At 40.6% G+C, this 15,806-nt stretch carries 18 protein-coding genes and 1 other RNA gene; 11 read left to right on the top strand and 8 right to left on the bottom strand.

Going from position 1 to position 15,806, the window contains the following annotated elements:
- Positions 1-28: 28 nt before the first annotated feature.
- Positions 29-505: a salt stress-responsive protein YocM gene (yocM, locus tag NSQ12_RS10790; RefSeq protein ID WP_003231255.1), complete on the top strand. Its 477-nt coding sequence runs from the start codon at positions 29-31 to the stop codon at positions 503-505.
- Here the strand turns inward: yocM and NSQ12_RS10785 are convergent.
- Positions 492-719: a hypothetical protein gene (locus NSQ12_RS10785; RefSeq protein WP_004399329.1), complete on the bottom strand. Its 228-nt coding sequence runs from the start codon at positions 717-719 to the stop codon at positions 492-494. The two genes, yocM and NSQ12_RS10785, sit on opposite strands and share 14 nt — an antisense overlap.
- A gap of 77 nt (positions 720-796) precedes the next feature.
- Between NSQ12_RS10785 and NSQ12_RS10780 the strand changes: the two genes are divergently transcribed.
- From NSQ12_RS10780 to NSQ12_RS10755, 6 genes are all read left to right on the top strand, one after another.
- Positions 797-1,129 (top strand): hypothetical protein, encoded by a 333-nt coding sequence (locus NSQ12_RS10780; protein ID WP_003231257.1) that lies wholly within the window; start codon positions 797-799, stop codon positions 1,127-1,129.
- 74 nt (positions 1,130-1,203) lie between these two features.
- On the top strand, positions 1,204-1,695 hold the full coding sequence (locus NSQ12_RS10775; RefSeq protein WP_014477068.1) for a TraR/DksA family transcriptional regulator: 492 nt from the start codon (positions 1,204-1,206) through the stop codon (positions 1,693-1,695).
- 150 nt (positions 1,696-1,845) lie between these two features.
- On the top strand, positions 1,846-2,472 hold the full coding sequence (azoJ, locus tag NSQ12_RS10770) for an FMN-dependent NADH-azoreductase AzoJ (protein WP_003231260.1): 627 nt from the start codon (positions 1,846-1,848) through the stop codon (positions 2,470-2,472).
- Positions 2,473-2,707: 235 nt separating this feature from the next.
- A non-coding RNA gene (gene ssrS, locus NSQ12_RS10765) (6S RNA) lies at positions 2,708-2,894 on the top strand.
- Positions 2,895-3,035: 141 nt separating this feature from the next.
- Positions 3,036-4,811 (top strand): DNA helicase RecQ, encoded by a 1,776-nt coding sequence (gene recQ / locus NSQ12_RS10760; RefSeq protein ID WP_032722003.1) that lies wholly within the window; start codon positions 3,036-3,038, stop codon positions 4,809-4,811.
- 247 nt (positions 4,812-5,058) lie between these two features.
- A complete protein-coding gene (locus tag NSQ12_RS10755; RefSeq protein ID WP_003231267.1) occupies positions 5,059-5,922 on the top strand; it encodes a 3D domain-containing protein in 864 nt (287 codons plus the stop codon).
- 604 nt (positions 5,923-6,526) lie between these two features.
- Here the strand turns inward: NSQ12_RS10755 and desR are convergent.
- The 5 genes from desR to NSQ12_RS10730 all read right to left on the bottom strand — a co-directional run bounded on the left by desR (position 6,527) and on the right by NSQ12_RS10730 (position 11,135).
- Positions 6,527-7,126 carry a two-component system response regulator DesR gene (gene desR, locus NSQ12_RS10750; RefSeq protein WP_004399356.1) on the bottom strand — a complete coding sequence of 200 codons (600 nt, stop codon included), beginning with the start codon at positions 7,124-7,126 and terminating at the stop codon, positions 6,527-6,529.
- An 18-nt stretch (positions 7,127-7,144) separates the two neighbouring features.
- Complete coding sequence (gene desK / locus NSQ12_RS10745) at positions 7,145-8,257, bottom strand: two-component sensor histidine kinase DesK (RefSeq protein ID WP_163138303.1); 1,113 nt, start codon at positions 8,255-8,257, stop codon at positions 7,145-7,147.
- A gap of 119 nt (positions 8,258-8,376) precedes the next feature.
- Positions 8,377-9,435 carry a fatty acid desaturase DesE gene (gene desE, locus NSQ12_RS10740; RefSeq protein WP_004399588.1) on the bottom strand — a complete coding sequence of 353 codons (1,059 nt, stop codon included), beginning with the start codon at positions 9,433-9,435 and terminating at the stop codon, positions 8,377-8,379.
- A 161-nt stretch (positions 9,436-9,596) separates the two neighbouring features.
- Positions 9,597-10,574 (bottom strand): LD-carboxypeptidase, encoded by a 978-nt coding sequence (locus tag NSQ12_RS10735; RefSeq protein WP_029318045.1) that lies wholly within the window; start codon positions 10,572-10,574, stop codon positions 9,597-9,599.
- Positions 10,575-10,637: 63 nt separating this feature from the next.
- A complete protein-coding gene (locus tag NSQ12_RS10730; protein ID WP_014477061.1) occupies positions 10,638-11,135 on the bottom strand; it encodes an N-acetyltransferase in 498 nt (165 codons plus the stop codon).
- 170 nt (positions 11,136-11,305) lie between these two features.
- Between NSQ12_RS10730 and NSQ12_RS10725 the strand changes: the two genes are divergently transcribed.
- Complete coding sequence (locus NSQ12_RS10725; protein ID WP_339174723.1) at positions 11,306-12,088, top strand: VLRF1 family aeRF1-type release factor; 783 nt, start codon at positions 11,306-11,308, stop codon at positions 12,086-12,088.
- A gap of 136 nt (positions 12,089-12,224) precedes the next feature.
- Positions 12,225-12,761 carry a DUF420 domain-containing protein gene (locus NSQ12_RS10720; RefSeq protein ID WP_003231280.1) on the top strand — a complete coding sequence of 179 codons (537 nt, stop codon included), beginning with the start codon at positions 12,225-12,227 and terminating at the stop codon, positions 12,759-12,761.
- An 89-nt stretch (positions 12,762-12,850) separates the two neighbouring features.
- Here the strand turns inward: NSQ12_RS10720 and NSQ12_RS10715 are convergent, their stop codons facing one another.
- Positions 12,851-13,528 carry a lysozyme family protein gene (locus NSQ12_RS10715; protein WP_003231283.1) on the bottom strand — a complete coding sequence of 226 codons (678 nt, stop codon included), beginning with the start codon at positions 13,526-13,528 and terminating at the stop codon, positions 12,851-12,853.
- 193 nt (positions 13,529-13,721) lie between these two features.
- On the opposite strand from NSQ12_RS10715, the gene czrA reads away from it, so the two are divergent.
- Positions 13,722-14,045 carry a Zn(II)-responsive metalloregulatory transcriptional repressor CzrA gene (czrA, locus tag NSQ12_RS10710; protein WP_003231284.1) on the top strand — a complete coding sequence of 108 codons (324 nt, stop codon included), beginning with the start codon at positions 13,722-13,724 and terminating at the stop codon, positions 14,043-14,045.
- Between the two features lie 26 nt (positions 14,046-14,071).
- Here the strand turns inward: czrA and csk22 are convergent, their stop codons facing one another.
- Positions 14,072-14,617, bottom strand: coding sequence for a mother cell-specific sporulation protein Csk22 (gene csk22 / locus NSQ12_RS10705; RefSeq protein WP_015251914.1), 546 nt, complete (start codon positions 14,615-14,617; stop codon positions 14,072-14,074).
- A 206-nt stretch (positions 14,618-14,823) separates the two neighbouring features.
- On the opposite strand from csk22, the gene NSQ12_RS10700 reads away from it, so the two are divergent.
- A complete protein-coding gene (locus NSQ12_RS10700; RefSeq protein WP_116316647.1) occupies positions 14,824-15,765 on the top strand; it encodes a YafY family protein in 942 nt (313 codons plus the stop codon).
- Positions 15,766-15,806: the final 41 nt, after the last annotated feature.

Raw genomic sequence — 15,806 nt, 5'->3', positions numbered from 1 at the left:
TAAAGTATGTTAAGACAGGGGGCTTCAAATGGATTTCGAAAAGATGAAGCAGTGGATGGAATTCGCACAGCAGATGTACGGCGGTGACTTTTGGAAACAGGTATTTGATGAAGACCAAAAAACCCCTTTTATGACAAATGGCCAATCTCCGTTTCCGTTTGCGCAGCAAGATCAGCGAGGGAAAGGAGATGCTTCATTTCCGAGCATGGATATTGTAGATACCGTTGCGGAAGTGCAGTTTTTAATTTATCTTCCAGGCTACCGTAAACAAGACGTTCACATATTATCGTACGGAGATTATTTAGTGGTGAAGGGGCAGCGCTTTTCCTATTTTAATGAACAGGACTTTCGCCAAAAAGAAGGGAAATACGGAAGTTTTGAAAAGAAAATTCCGCTTTCCGATCATCTTCATGGAAAGATGAATGCCATTTTTAAAGACGGAATCCTATACATCACTATTCAAAAAGACGAAGGTCAAGCGAAAACCATTGTTATTGATGATTGATTTTCATACTGAGTGCATCTGACACATCACGGTCATCAATTGATTCAATCGGAATGACCATAACAATACCATCTGCATTTTGTTCCCCAAAACCGTTATTTCTTTTGATAGCAGAGCACCTGTTCCTTAACTCCGCAGAACCAAAGGTAAGGGATGAGCCGGTGCCTATCGAGTTAGTCTTGAGATGAGAAATATTGATGTTAGTCGGAAGCATGAAAACCTCTCCTTTCTATGGGATATACCTCATTATATATGTAGACGAAAGAGGAGTATGCAAAGGGTCGTGATGTCATGAAAAAAATGTTCCGGTCGCTGATCAGGCATTGCTTGAAACCAGAACTTGACAAACTGCGTGAATGTGAAGAAAGACTCTCAGTGATTGAGAAACAAAAACAAAGCAGCAAACAAGAGTCTGAAGAAACCTATATACATATTGAAACGCTGAATGTCGAAAAAGTTGACTATCATCTTGAATTCGGCGAGCTGACCATTGATGAACTGAGCGGCAGATTAAATATAGGCGCAACCTATTATATACCGCCAGAAGAGAAGGACAAAAAGTGCCAACGAAAACCCGAAGCACCATCGACGCCAGCGGTCACGATCCGTTCAAAAAGGCAGTAGCTCATCTTTCCATCGATGTTTCCATGTTTGACAGAAGGCAAAACGGGAAACAGGATAGAAAGGAGAGGATATACATGGCACTGACAAAAGAACAAACACAGCATCTCTATCATAAATTGCTCGATATGCAAAAAGAATTGTCTGGCGAGAAAAAGGAAACAGAATCAATGACGGAAGAAGTGGGGGAGCTTTCCAACGGGGTTGACAACCATATGGCAGACCACGGGACGCTCGTCACAGACCGGATGACAGACCAAACAGTGAGAGAGATTGACCGGGAGCTGTTAGAGGAGGTCAACCGTGCATTACAAAAGATGAAAGACGGAACTTACGGCGTGTGTGAAAAAACCGGCCAAGAGATTCCTTACGAAAGACTTGAAGCTGTTCCTTATGCAAGAATGACAGTTGAGGCCCAAGCTGATGTGGAGGATGATCTGGAGACAGATGCTCCTTCTTATGAAAGAGAGTTTCATGAACAGGTAAAAGACTTATCCAACAAAGAAACAATTGATCAAAAAAGCTCGCAGACGTATGAAATCTTGGATCGTGAACAAGATTCGAAGTAAAAATGCCAAGCAAGTACACCGATATTAGATGTACTTGCTTTTTTTTGAAAAAAAATCTCATATTCAAAATAAAGTGATTGACTTTGCGTAAAAAAGAAAGTAACATACTATTTGTAAGTAAATATAAAAAGTTTACCGGGAGGAATACAAATGTCTACAGTTTTATTTGTAAAATCAAGCGACCGTACAGCTGAAGAAGGCGTTTCAACTAAACTTTACGAAGCTTTCTTAGCTGCTTATAAAGAAAACAACCCTAATGATGAAGTGGTTGAATTAGATCTTCATAAGGAAAACCTTCCTTACCTTGGCAGAGATATGATTAACGGAACATTTAAAGCAGGTCAAGGAATGGAAATGACAGAAGATGAGAAAAAACAAGCAGCAATTGCTGACAAATATCTGAACCAGTTTGTAAAAGCTGACAAAGTTGTTTTCGCATTCCCGCTTTGGAACTTCACAGTGCCAGCAGTGCTTCATACTTATGTTGATTATCTGTCTCGCGCAGGCGTTACATTCAAATACACACAAGAAGGACCAGTCGGTTTAATGGGCGGCAAAAAAGTTGCGCTTCTTAACGCTCGCGGCGGTGTCTACTCAGAAGGACCAATGGCTGCACTTGAAATGTCATTAAACTTCATGAAAACAGTTCTTGGTTTCTGGGGTGTTCAAGACTTGCACACAGTTGTCATCGAAGGACATAACGCAGCACCTGATCAAGCGCAAGAAATCGTTGAAAAAGGTTTACAAGAAGCAAAAGATCTTGCTGCAAAATTCTAATAAAGCCAAGACTCCTATCGTTACAAATAGGAGTCTTTTTGTATATACACATTAATATAGAAGAAAATAATCATTCGCTTTTAGCGAAAAAGGCTGTTTTTTTATTGTAATATATTTTTTGTTTGTCGAATTGTCAGGTATTTTGGAGAAAAAGCAGTTTTATTCACTGGAAAAAGTTTTTCTAAACAATTGTTCTGACCTCTTGATTAAAACCGCCTGATGGTGTACTATATTAAAGAAGCTACTTTGTGCGTATTGTTAATTAAGTTTTAACCTTTAAGCTGTAATAGGGAGTTTTATATCGAAGCCGGAATGTCATGCCTCCATTGCAGAGGACGACAGGAACGTTTCTGCAAACACCCACTTTGAGGAGTGGTGGTTTAAAACTTTCTTACTTGCATACGGCAAGACGTAGCGAAAGCCATTTCCTTTTCGGAAATGGCTTTTTATTTTATCTAAAAAGGTTTGGTATAGTGAATATTCCATTTTTGTGTGAAAGAAATGAAGGCCGCTTTTTTATGATATGATGGGAGAAATTCAAGGAAAAGCGAGGTTTACACGTTATGTTACATAGAGCCCAATCCCTTCTGGCTCATTATTTTGGTTATGAGAAGTTTCGGAGCGGCCAAGATGAAGCGATCCGCTTGGTGACGGAAGCGAGGCAAAATACGGCCTGCATTATGCCGACGGGAGGCGGCAAATCGATTTGCTATCAGATTCCGGCATTAATGTTTGAAGGGACGACGATCGTCATTTCACCGTTGATTTCCTTGATGAAGGATCAAGTTGATGCGTTAGAAGAAGCGGGGATTAACGCCGCCTACATTAACAGCACACAATCCAATCAGGAAATATATGAGAGGCTGAACGGACTCAAAGAAGGAGCTTATAAGCTTTTTTACATTACACCAGAGCGACTAACGTCCACAGAGTTTATACGGATTTTGCAGGGCATAGATGTTCCTTTGGTCGCAATAGACGAGGCGCACTGTATTTCTCAATGGGGCCATGATTTCAGGCCAAGCTACAGGAATATTGAAATCTTGTTCCGTGAATTACACGACAAGCCTGTCATCATGGCGTTAACAGCAACAGCCACACCCGAGGTTCATGATGATATTTGCAAACAGCTGCATATTCAAAAAGAAAACACGGTATATACCGGATTTTCCCGAGAGAATTTAACCTTTAAAGTAGTAAAAGGAGAAAATAAAGATCGGTTTATAGACGAATATGTGCAAAACAACAGGCATGAAGCAGGAATTGTCTATACAGCGACCAGAAAAGAAGCTGATCGGATATATGAGAGATTGAAACGAAATCAGGTCAGGGCCGGCAGGTATCATGGAGGTATGGCTGATGATGAGAGAAAAGAGCAGCAGGAAAGGTTTCTTAATGATGAGCTTCAAGTGATGGTGGCAACCTCTGCTTTTGGAATGGGTATTGATAAATCAAATATCAGATTTGTTCTGCATGCACAAATCCCGAAAGATATGGAAAGCTATTATCAAGAGGCAGGACGAGCTGGACGGGACGGTCTTGCCAGTGAATGTGTTCTCCTGTTTTCACCGCAGGATATTATGGTGCAGCGTTTCTTAATTGAGCAATCAGAACATGAAGAGAAACAAAAGCAGGATTTAAAAAAGCTGAGACAAATGGTCGACTACTGTCATACGGAAGATTGTCTGCAGCGTTTTATCCTTATGTATTTCGGAGAAAAGGAGCCTGATGCGTGCGGACAGTGCGGAAACTGTACCGATACAAGAGCGGCCCATGACGTGACGCGGGAGGCGCAAATGGTCTTATCTTGTATCATTCGCATGAAAGAACGGTTTGGCAAGACGATGGTTGCACAGGTGCTTTCCGGCTCCAAAAATAAAAAAGTTCTTGAAAACGGCTTTTCCGACCTTTCAACATACGGGATATTAAAACACCAATCCGTTGGCGAAATCAGTGATTTTATCGAATTTCTTATTTCTGACGACTTCATCAGGATGTCAGACGGAACGTTTCCGACTCTTTTTGTCAGCAGTAAAGGAAGGAATGTGCTGAAAGGAGAATTATCAGTAGCGAGAAAAGAAGCGTTAAAAGCGGCAGCGATTACTGAAAATGACGAGCTATTTGAACGATTGCGCATGGTTCGGAAAGAAATTGCGGCTGAGCAGGGTGTTCCGCCATTTGTTGTTTTCTCTGACCAAACGTTAAAAGAAATGTCAGGAAAACAGCCCGTAAATGATGATGAACTTTTGTCTATAAAAGGAGTCGGAGAACAAAAAAGAGCAAAATACGGCCGGCTTTTTTTACAAGAAATACAAGCTTATGCAAGGATGACAGACTAAAAAAACAGAAAAACAATCTTTTTTTCTATAAAAAACACATTTTATTTTCTCTGTTTCGCCTCAAAATAAAAAGACCTGCGAAGCCTATTATATCAAGGGTTCAGCAAGTCTTTCCATCAGAGAGAAATCCTTCATGTAAAGGAACTGTAATCTAAATCATATCTTTTTGTTATTGATTTGACATTTACGTGTGTTACGATATCACCTGTTAGCCGCCAATAAAAAGCTAACAAGGGAGGATTTACTTATGAAGAAGACGATTATGTCCTTTGTGGCAGTTGCTGCACTTTCAACAACTGCATTCGGAGCTCACGCTTCTGCAAAAGAAATTACGGTGCAAAAGGGTGATACGCTCTGGGGAATCTCTCAGAAAAATGGAGTGAACCTAAAGGACTTAAAAGAATGGAACAAGTTAACTTCTGATAAAATCATTGCAGGAGAAAAACTGACCATTTCTTCAGAAGAAACAACCACGACTGGGCAATATACAATTAAAGCGGGAGATACGCTTTCTAAGATTGCTCAAAAATTCGGCACGACAGTCAACAACCTGAAAGTTTGGAATAACTTAAGCTCTGACATGATCTATGCTGGATCAACTCTTTCAGTAAAAGGTCAGGCAACAGCAGCAAACACAGCTACTGAGAATGCGCAAACAAACGCACCTCAAGCTGCACCAAAACAAGAGGCTGTGCAAAAAGAGCAACCTAAACAAGAAGCTGTACAACAGCAACCTAAACAAGAAACAAAGGCTGAGGCAGAAACTTCTGTTAACACAGAGGAGAAGGCTGTTCAATCAAATACAAATAATCAAGAAGCTTCAAAAGAACTAACAGTTACTGCTACTGCTTACACTGCTAACGACGGCGGCATTTCCGGCGTTACAGCTACAGGCATTGACTTAAATAAGAACCCGAATGCGAAAGTTATTGCGGTTGATCCTAATGTAATTCCGCTAGGTTCTAAAGTCTATGTTGAAGGCTACGGGGAAGCAACAGCAGCAGACACTGGCGGCGCTATTAAAGGAAATAAAATCGACGTATTTGTACCAAGTAAAAGTGATGCTTCTAATTGGGGCGTCAAAACTGTAAGTGTTAAAGTCTTAAACTAATAATATAGATTGTGATAAAAGACATGAGCTTTTGGCTTGTGTCTTTTTTTGTTCTGCTTAGAGCTGTTTATATCATATGCTGATAAAAGAAAGTGGTCCCGTTTTTCTCTTTATGTGCGATTCAGGGGCTCTCGGGTTAAAAGATTGGTTCCACATTACAGAGACATTCGGCATCATGACATTTATAGCTGGTTGTTACTATCTTTGATCAGCGAAACGAGCTGGTGTTGTATCTTTTTTGGCAGATAATAAGCAGTTGGATGTAGCAGATGCCATTTATGGAATCGGATTGATTTCAGACGGTTTTTTATTGTGATATTAGGCTCTTGCAGTTGGGCATGGCAGCTTCGGGAGCGAAGTGGCACAACTTTGTCATACTGAAAATACAAAATAATCAATATCAGAAATTCTGCTGATGTGCAATGGCCGACCATTTTAACAGGGATATCATTCAATCCAGTCTTTTATTGGGCTGTTAACCAAGCAATCGTTCAGCGGGCGTAGGAGCGAGGATATGGATCAATTTAATTCTGGTTGCGACGAGGTTCTCAAACGGGAATTTCAGGTTAACAAAAAGGATCCTGGCAGATGCCAAGATCCTTTTTTATTTAAACCAGCCTTTTTCTTTTGACCGGGTAATGGCTTCAATTCGATTTTTCACTTCAAGCTTTTCTAGAATCATTGAGATATAATTCCGCACCGTCCCGCTTTTGATGCTGAGTTCCTGAGCGATTTCTTTTGTGTTTTTACCGTCAGCCACAAGTTCGAGCACTTCTTTTTCTCTATCTGTAAGAGGGTTAGCTTCGCTGTATAAGTCCTCCATCAGCTCAGGTGCATAGATGCGTTTTCCGTTCATGACGCTACGGATGGCGTTGGCCAGCTCTTCACTCGGACTGTCTTTTAACAAATAGCCTTTAACGCCAGCTTTAATAGCTCTCTGAAAGTAACCGGGTCTGGCGAAGGTGGTTAAGATGATAATTTTGCAGCCTGTATCTTTTAGCTCCTCAGCAGCTTCAAGCCCTGTTTTTCCGGGCATTTCAATGTCCATAATACATACATCAGGCTGGCGTTTTTTGACAAAATCAACAGCATCTTGGCCGGTTGTACCTTTTCCTACGACTTCCATATCGTCTTCGAGGTTTAGAAGTGATCCTAAAGCGCCCAGCAGCATTTGCTGATCTTCTGCAATAAATATACTAATCATATAAGCCATCCTTTATGTTTATTTTGAATTATTAGGAATTGCCATGGTAAGCTTGGTCCCGTTTTCGGTATCGATGTGAAGGCTTCCGTTTGCAAACTCAAGCCGTTCTCTCATCCCGAGTAAGCCATGTCCTTTTGAAAAGGAATTTTCTGCTCCTTTGAATGTTCCATCGTCAGACACTGTAATCACAACTTCCTTCCAGAGCTGCTGAATGTCAACTCGGCAAGTTTTAGCCTGGCTGTGTTTGACGACATTTGTAACAGCTTCCTTTAAGCACATGCTCAAAATGTTTTCATTCAGCAATGAGATATTCTCGGGCCATTTCTCTTCTTCATAGATAAACATAATGTCAGCTGCTTCGAGAATTTGTTTGATGTTGATCAATTCATCCTTGAGCCGGATGCCCTTCATAGAGGAAACGATTTTTCTTACTTCATTTAAAGAAGTTCGCGCTGTTTGCTGAACACTTTTCAGTTCACGAGCTGCTTGTTCGGGATCTTTGTATATCAATTTTCTTGCTAAGTCGCTTTTTAAACCAATAAGAGAAAGCTTTTGCCCAAGCGTATCATGGAGATCGCGGGCAATTCGCTGACGTTCTTCTAATTTTACCAGTTCTGCAATCCGTTCATTTGCATCCTCGAGCTTTTCTTCAAGCCGTTCGCGCTCCTTGCGGCTTTTTATACTGAAGGGCAATAAAATTGCGCTGATGAGGGTAATAACGACAAAAGGAATTTGTGTCAGAAAGAATTCCTTTTTTAATACGAGACTGAAATTGGCTGCGACGGCCGCGCTTATTAAATGGACATAATATAAAATATGAAAAGGGACGCGTTCCTTAATGTTTCCAATAAAATAAGCAATAAAGAAAGCAAAATAAATATAACTGAACAGAGTAATGGAGGCGGTTGAAATGCCAATTAATAAAAATCCCCACAAATAAATGGTCCAGCCTTTTGAGACAAAAGCAAATCGATATACCGAAAAAAATAAAAGCGTCAAAATGATGCCGACAATAATAACAAATGTAGATGATGATTTCCATATAAAGTAGAAGGGGAGGATGAAAAATATCGTCCATATATAGGGCGTAATCCCGTTTAGTTTTTGAAATGTAAAATGCTTTTTAATCATGATCTTACCTCATTTTCAGCTTTTCATCTTACTTGTAACTTTATCATTGTGAAAGCGAGAATGCACCCTCCAACAATAAAAAGGAAGCCTTCTGGTATATTAGAAGACCTCCTTTATCATCAGGCATTCTTCCGCAGCTTCTGTTTTTCTGGTGAATCAGGCGGAAGGCTTACAGGTATATGTTTTATAGCCCGAAATGACACAAACTGTTTGTTATCTTCATCCCATAGACGGAACGCGAGTGATTGCAGGCTTGTTTTTAAGGTGATTGTCGGTACGTTTTTTAATGGTTCGTGATGTTCATGAGCAACTTCAAGCTTATAGTTAGGCACCTTTGGACTCAAATGATGAACGTGGTGGTAACCGATATTGCCTGTTAACCATTGAAGCAGTTTCGGGAGTTTATAAAATGAGCTGCCTTCAACAGCAGCCTGAACGTAGCTCCAGTTTTCATCCGCTTCAAAATAAGAATCTTCAAAGGTATGCTGCACATAAAACAGCCAAACACCGATTGAACCTGAAATCAGAAATATCGGGCCTTGCACCAGTAAAAACGATTGCCAGCCAAAGATCAGACAGCAAGCGGCAGCCAACGCGACAATTGCCAGATTCGTAAGGTATGTGTTTACACGTTCTTTTCGTCTTGCTCCTTTTTTGTTAAAACGGTTCGTGATCAGAAAAACATAAATCGGTCCGAGAATAAACATGATAAACGGGTTTCTATAAAGTCTGTATGCAAGCTTTGTTCGTCTGGATGCAGCTTTATATTCGTTTACTGTTAACATCCAGATGTCTCCTGTTCCGCGTTTATCCAGATTGCTGCTAGTTGCATGATGAATCGAATGGCTGTGCTGCCATTGAAGATACGGGAATAAAGTCAGGACACCTGTCAGAAAACCGAGAATGTGGTTATAGCGTTTTTGTTTGAAAAAAGACTGATGGCAGCAGTCATGGAAGATGATAAAAATTCTTGTCAGAAAACCTGCGGCAATCACCGTTAATGCTAACGTAAGAAGATAGGAGACATCGAGGCTGAGATAAGCAAGAAACCATAGGCCGAAGAATGGGATAAACGTGTTTAAAAGCTGAATCAGGCTGTTTTTTGTTTCAGGCTGAGCAAATGCAGCGACTTGCTTTGTCAGCTGTTTTTGTTTATGTGCAATGGTTTGTTCAGTCATAGTAAGTATCCTCTCATTGTGTGTCTCGGTTCAGTATACGCTAATGAGAGAAGTCTTTTGTAGTAGCACACATCATGCCTCCTATATGACATTTGTCATGTCTCGTGCGGCATGCATAACCGATTGCGCTAAAAAAGCTTGTAAAAAAATTTACAAGCTGATTAATGTTTATCAATCCATATTCGTGATGTACCCGAAATAGCTTCAATCCTGCATGTTCCTCCTATAGGGAACGTGGCAATTGGCGAGGTATGTCCGGCATTTATATTTGCGATGATCGGGATGCCGGATAATTCTTTTTTTGTTTCGATCATGGCTTTTACAAGATCCATTGATACGTTTGATGCTTTCTGAAATCTGCCGATCAAAATCGCCTTTACATGTGAAAAAGCGGGGAGGTGGATGAGTGATTGCAGATCGCGGTCAAACATATGGATGTCTGACATATAATCATCTTCAATCAATAAAATAGTATGTTCTGTTTCGGGAAAATACTCCGTTCCCTGCAGCAAATTAAGCGTGCATAAGTTTCCGCCAATTAAAGTACCTTCCGCATAACCTTCTTGGATTACAACAGGGCCGTTATTAGGATAAAAACGCCTGTTTTCTTGATCCAAAAACCAGCGGTCATCGCTCCACTCACTTGAAGGAAGAATTTCAAACGGGTCGTCCGAAGCGCAGCAAGAAAGAAAATACTCTTGTGTATAATCAAGCCCTTTTTTCATTGCAAATGTTGAGAAGTGGGGGCCTGAATACGTAACAAGACCCGTTTTTCGATAAATTGCGTTGCAAAGAGCGGTTATATCGGAATAGCCGCACAGAATTTTTGGATGCCGTTTGATTTTCTCGTAATCAAGATAACGCAGCAGCTGATTTGAATTAAACCCTCCGAGTGTCGTTAAAATCGCTTTGACGCCTGGATCAAAAAAGGCAGCGTGCAGATCATGGACTCTTGACTCGATAGAGGATGAATCAAATTCATTACATTCATTTGCGTGTTCAGCGATGGTTACCCGATAACCTAAGCGTTCTAACGCCGTTTTTGCTCGGATTTTTGCTTCATTTGATAATATAGACATGCTGGTCGCGGGAGACACGATCCGGATTTCGTCTCCCTTTTTCAGTTTTGAGGCGTACATAGAACCCTCCATCAATGGTTTTATACCATTACAGCATATCTTGGCTCTTTCTTCCAGACTTTTTTACAAATCAACCCACTTAATGCTGCCGGATTGGGTATCATGATCGATACATACTTTGAATTGATGTTTTTCATAAAAGTGAATCAGCCGGTCTACATGATTCCAATCCCGTTTGGCGATGTCTCCTGTGACTTTCGGTATATTGTGGTCTCTTGCTATATCTTTTAAATATTTCATGCAAATGGAACCAAACCCGTGATTCGGAGGGCCTTTTATATCGCCTATATGAATGGCATCGTCCTTGTAAGACGCTACAAGTGAAAAACAGCCTTTTCCTCGGTAAGCCGTTTTACAATCAGTTAGCATAATTTTGCATGTTTGGCCATCATCAATCGAGGAAACAATCATCCACTCATCATGTTTCGATTGATCAATACCAAGCACTTTGGCATCTTTAGATAAATCCTTCATATTCTCCTGCATGCGATAAATTTGAAATTCTAAATCATTTAATTCTTCTTCAAGCTCTTGACGATTTTTTTCTTTAATAGTAAACAAAATCAAACTCCTTTCAAAAATCAGCTTAGAAACACAGTTACCAATTGTATTAGAAGAGAGGCGTATTGTAAACAACAATTCCATTATTACTAGAAATTAGCGGAAAGTCAGGTTTGATCGTTTTTAAGAGAGGAAAAAGAAAACTAACCTGTGAAAAAGGAGGAATCGGAATGGCGATTGATTCATTGATTAACAAATTACAGTATGTCCAATTGGAACCGCCGGATAAAATTCTCTCTCTGTATCTCAATACAGACATGAGAGATCCAGAGCAGCAGGGGGGAGAATGGATGATTGCCCTAAAGTCAGGATTCAGCCGATTAAAAGAGTATTTGGCAGCTAGTGATCCAGAGGAGGAAACGTGTCTGGATGGAATCAGGGCTAAAATGAATCAATACTTGAATGCAATGGGAAAAGACATGCCCCGCAGTCTCGTGTTTTTTGTTTCCGACAGCGGCATATGGGAACCTATTAAGCTTCAAGTCCCTGTAGATACAAGATTTTACTGGGAAGAAACAGCTGTCCTGGATCAGCTGAAGGGTTTGCGCCAGACATACCCAAGTACGGCGTTTATTTTAACTCAGCAGCATGAAGTGAAAATTATTGAAACCGTTTTAGGAAAAATTGAGGCGGTGGAGCGTTATGAGTATGATATGATCAATGAGTCTTGGAAGAATAGCCATTTCGCTGTAGACAAAGCGACACCATTTGAAGAGAACCGGATGAGGGAACATGTAACAGAGAACCAATCGAGACTGTATAAGCGGCTGGCTGCCAGCCTTGATCAAAAAGCTGCCGCGAAAAGATGGGAACGAATGGTTATTGCCGGGGATAAAGAAACGGCAGATATCTTGGATCAGCATATGAATAAACCCATTCATTCGAAAATTCAAAAGAACCTGCTGAATGAAAATGAACATAAGGTCATTGAACATTTGATAAAAGAGGCGTAAACCTAACAGGCCGGGGCTAATAGCCTCCGGCCTTTGAAGTGTGTCTAATTTCTGACGAAGCAATCGAAACCGTTGACATCTTCTTTGAATTTGCATACGATTTGGATAGCCAGTACAAATTAGGAGAGGTCACCAAATGAACCAAACAGAAAATAAACCGAAAAATTACACGGGGATTGTCCTTACGCTGACAGTTCTGATTAACGGTTTAATCGCAGTGCTGTTTTTTATGCCTAAATTAGATCAGTTCAGCCATGCGAATATTCACATTTTGCCAATGCTGAATGCGATATTCAACAGCTTTACGTTTATCTTCTTATTGGCCGCGCTGATTATGATTAAACAGAAAAATATCAAAGCTCACAAACGCTTTATTTTGGCCGCATTCACAACAACATTACTATTTTTGATTTGCTATGTGACGTACCACTCGATTGCGGAAAACACGCTCTATGGCGGAGAAGGTATTATGCGCCCGATTTATTTCTTTATTTTAATTACACATATCTGCCTTTCTGCAATCATTGTGCCGCTTGCGCTGTTTACGCTGATCAGAGGCTTCAGCATGCAGGTGGAGCGCCATAAAAAAATTGCGAGATGGACAATGCCTCTATGGCTGTATGTAAGCCTTACAGGCGTTATTGTATATTTGATGATTTCACCGTATTATTAAAAGCCATACTCAGTATGGCTTTTTTTACGTGTAAACATGGCAAAAGCCCAAATTCATTTTTGGGCTTTTGTCAGTAAATTGATAGACTCTTATTCATGAGCCTTGGATTCCATGGTTTCAAGTGTTGCAACCTGCAAAGATTCTTCAACAGTTTTTGTTTTTTCTTTTACTTTTTCTGCATACGTATAATCACCGTAGCAATACGGATAGCGGAAATTTTTCGCATTTCCCCCGCAAGTATACAGATCAGGATTTTTTTTGACTTGCTGCTCGGAGTATTGTTTTGCCAATTCCTCAGTATGCGTTCCTCCATGTTCAGCTACAAAATCAATGTAACCTGCCCCCATGTTGTAGCTTTGAATAATGGTATCCAAATCCACGCCTTTTTCCTTACCGGTCTTGTACATGAGGGTAAATTGCTTGATGCCTTGTTTAACACTGAGTTGAGGGTCTGTTATCTCATTGCGTTTTAACCCCAGAGATTCAGAGGACTGCATGGGATCATTGCCTTTTCCTTTTGACTCCTGATACATCATGCCTAATATGAGTGATGTATAATTAGAGAGTCCTTGGCTTTCAAGCTCTTCTTCCACCAAGGGTTTGTAATCGGTTAAACGTTCCAAAACAATCGTTTTTGTATCGATCGGAAGTTTTTTGATTAAATCCCGGTTGAAAAAAAGCAGGACCAATAAAAAAGAGGCGATGACAAAGACAAAAATCATCATAAAACCCGCAGCAGCGAAACAGCCTTTTCTCTTTTTCTTCACTGTGTTTCACCCTCAATGTTTGGAGCAGTATGACCTTTTTTATTATGACATAAGACGGTATATCAGACCAAGTAAAAACCTGATTTGAAACATAAATTTAAACTATGAGATTGAAATGGAATACAAGCAGGCTGGTTTGCACTCAAGCGCATTTGTTATAAGATAAAACTATGAATAAAGAAAGGTGATACATATGACTGAATTTAGAGAAACGGAACAATCGGCTGCTGATCTGGACGAGGAGACGCTGTTTCTAGTCGCGCAAACATTCAAAGCGCTTTCTGATCCTACCCGAATTAGAATTCTCCATTTATTGTCCCAGGGTGAGCATGCAGTAAACGGAATTGCAGAAAAGCTGAATTTACTGCAATCCACTGTGTCCCACCAGCTTAGATTTTTGAAAAATCTTCGGCTTGTCAAATCGCGCAGAGAAGGAACATCGATTTATTACTCTCCGGAGGATGAACATGTTTTAGATGTTCTTCAGCAAATGATCCATCATACGCAGCATGATTGAAAAAGACATCCTTGCTTAACTCGCTGTTAGCGGGCAAGGATGTCTTTTTCTTTATTGTGTCCGTGCTGTTCGAGTTCGTTTCTGCTGAGCTTGATGACAAAAGAAGAAAAACCGATATAATAAACGGCTATCAGAAAACAGACGCCAATTGTCAGAGGGTCCGTTCCGATTGACTGACTGTATGATCCAAGGCGGTTTAGATCAGGCGAGGTAAGATAAAGCTCTGTCACTCGATATAGAAATCTTGACAGGAATAAGGTTAAGAGAATCATTTCTACCCAAATATGAGTCCGAAAATAGATCTTTCCTCTGCGTTTTTCAAAGGAGATGTTTTTCTTAGCGAAAAAGACAAGGAGCCATCCGCCAAGAATGCCCAAAATGAGATATCCATATAAAAAAGGGTGAATGGCGCTGAAGATTGAAAGGCCAAAAGCAAACAGCGAGAAAAGAATGACGCGAGTGAACAGCCAGCGGGGCTTCAGCGGCTGGTATCCGATGGACCTTTTAATTTTTTTATACAGAAAAAAGATGATGATCATGGCAGGATAAACGCTCTGAAATGTAAGATGCATGATGTGAAATCCCCTCCGTTGAGAAGTGTATGCTTATCCGGTTGGAAATAGTAGCTGAAATAAAATACTGAACACAAAAAAGAAGGGGAAACCCCTGTTTTCATAGCATATGCGAGGTGTATTCCGCCGCATAATAGATATGCCCAAGCTTTATCAAAATGTTATGATTGTTTTGTTGGAAAATACAAGAAGAAAAGGTGCGCAGAATGAAACTGGAACGTTTGTTAGCGATGGTTGTGTTATTGATCAGCAAAAAACAAGTGCAGGCTGCAGAGCTTGCTGAGCTGTTTGAAGTATCTGTCAGAACAATTTACCGTGATATTGAGACGATCAATAGGGCTGGTATTCCGATTGTGACCTCACAGGGTTCCGGGGGCGGAATTGGCATCATGGAAACGTATCGGCTTGAAAGAGAGTGGCTGAAGGAGGAGGAATTGTTTGCAATTGCTTCCGCTTTGCAAAGCGTTTCATCTATGTATGAACCCGTTTCTCACAGCACAGCCTATCAAAAAATCAAACACCTTATACCTGAGCAATCTGCTCAAGCATTTAAGCACCAAACAGAAAAATGGTTTATTGACATGACGGCATGGGGCCATACCGAGGATCAAAAGGCGCTTCGTGAGAAAATAAGCGCTGCCATCGATCGGTTGTCAACGATATCTTTTACATATACAAGCGCAAGCGGGGAAACTCTTCTTCGTGAAACTGAACCTTATACATTGGTTTGCAAGGCGGGGCACTGGTATTTATACGCTTATTGCTTGGTGAGAAATGATTTTCGCTTTTTTAAACTAAACCGGATGAAAGATCTGGCCATCTTACATCAGACCTTTATCAGAAAAGACATTCAGCTGGACACTTTGCCATGGGATAAGAGTTGGTACCAAAAGGACCGTTTAACTGAATTGGTTATTCTTGTTCAGCCGGCAGCACGTCAGCGCATAGGTGAATGGTTCGGATATGATGTCCTTCACTGTTGTGAGGAAGATAAAATCTGCCAGGCGGTGATTTCACTTCCAGAAGATCAATGGCTGATCGGTTTTTTGCTCCAGTTCGGAAAGGATATTGAGGTTCTGCAGCCTCTTCATATACGGGATAAAGTAAAAGAAACCATTCATCACATGCAAAAAATATATGAAACCTGACACACTGCTGTCAGGTTTCTTTGTCTATAATCTTAAAAAAA

Origin of the sequence: Bacillus sp. PS95 (genome assembly GCF_037963565.1) — a bacterium.
In the GTDB taxonomy this organism is placed as follows: Bacteria; Bacillota; Bacilli; order Bacillales; family Bacillaceae; genus Bacillus; species Bacillus subtilis.
The sequence above is the reverse complement of the archived record's forward strand: the minus strand, read 5'-3'. Positions and strand labels throughout refer to the sequence as shown.

Coding starts and splice junctions, on each gene's coding strand:
- yocM (WP_003231255.1), top strand. CDS start 29: ATGGATTTCGAAAAGATGAAGCAGTGGATGGAATTCGCACAGCAGATG.
- NSQ12_RS10785 (WP_004399329.1), bottom strand. CDS start 719: ATGCTTCCGACTAACATCAATATTTCTCATCTCAAGACTAACTCGATA.
- NSQ12_RS10780 (WP_003231257.1), top strand. CDS start 797: ATGAAAAAAATGTTCCGGTCGCTGATCAGGCATTGCTTGAAACCAGAA.
- NSQ12_RS10775 (WP_014477068.1), top strand. CDS start 1,204: ATGGCACTGACAAAAGAACAAACACAGCATCTCTATCATAAATTGCTC.
- azoJ (WP_003231260.1), top strand. CDS start 1,846: ATGTCTACAGTTTTATTTGTAAAATCAAGCGACCGTACAGCTGAAGAA.
- recQ (WP_032722003.1), top strand. CDS start 3,036: ATGTTACATAGAGCCCAATCCCTTCTGGCTCATTATTTTGGTTATGAG.
- NSQ12_RS10755 (WP_003231267.1), top strand. CDS start 5,059: ATGAAGAAGACGATTATGTCCTTTGTGGCAGTTGCTGCACTTTCAACA.
- desR (WP_004399356.1), bottom strand. CDS start 7,126: ATGATTAGTATATTTATTGCAGAAGATCAGCAAATGCTGCTGGGCGCT.
- desK (WP_163138303.1), bottom strand. CDS start 8,257: ATGATTAAAAAGCATTTTACATTTCAAAAACTAAACGGGATTACGCCC.
- desE (WP_004399588.1), bottom strand. CDS start 9,435: ATGACTGAACAAACCATTGCACATAAACAAAAACAGCTGACAAAGCAA.
- NSQ12_RS10735 (WP_029318045.1), bottom strand. CDS start 10,574: ATGTACGCCTCAAAACTGAAAAAGGGAGACGAAATCCGGATCGTGTCT.
- NSQ12_RS10725 (WP_339174723.1), top strand. CDS start 11,306: ATGGCGATTGATTCATTGATTAACAAATTACAGTATGTCCAATTGGAA.
- NSQ12_RS10720 (WP_003231280.1), top strand. CDS start 12,225: ATGAACCAAACAGAAAATAAACCGAAAAATTACACGGGGATTGTCCTT.
- czrA (WP_003231284.1), top strand. CDS start 13,722: ATGACTGAATTTAGAGAAACGGAACAATCGGCTGCTGATCTGGACGAG.
- csk22 (WP_015251914.1), bottom strand. CDS start 14,617: ATGCATCTTACATTTCAGAGCGTTTATCCTGCCATGATCATCATCTTT.
- NSQ12_RS10700 (WP_116316647.1), top strand. CDS start 14,824: ATGAAACTGGAACGTTTGTTAGCGATGGTTGTGTTATTGATCAGCAAA.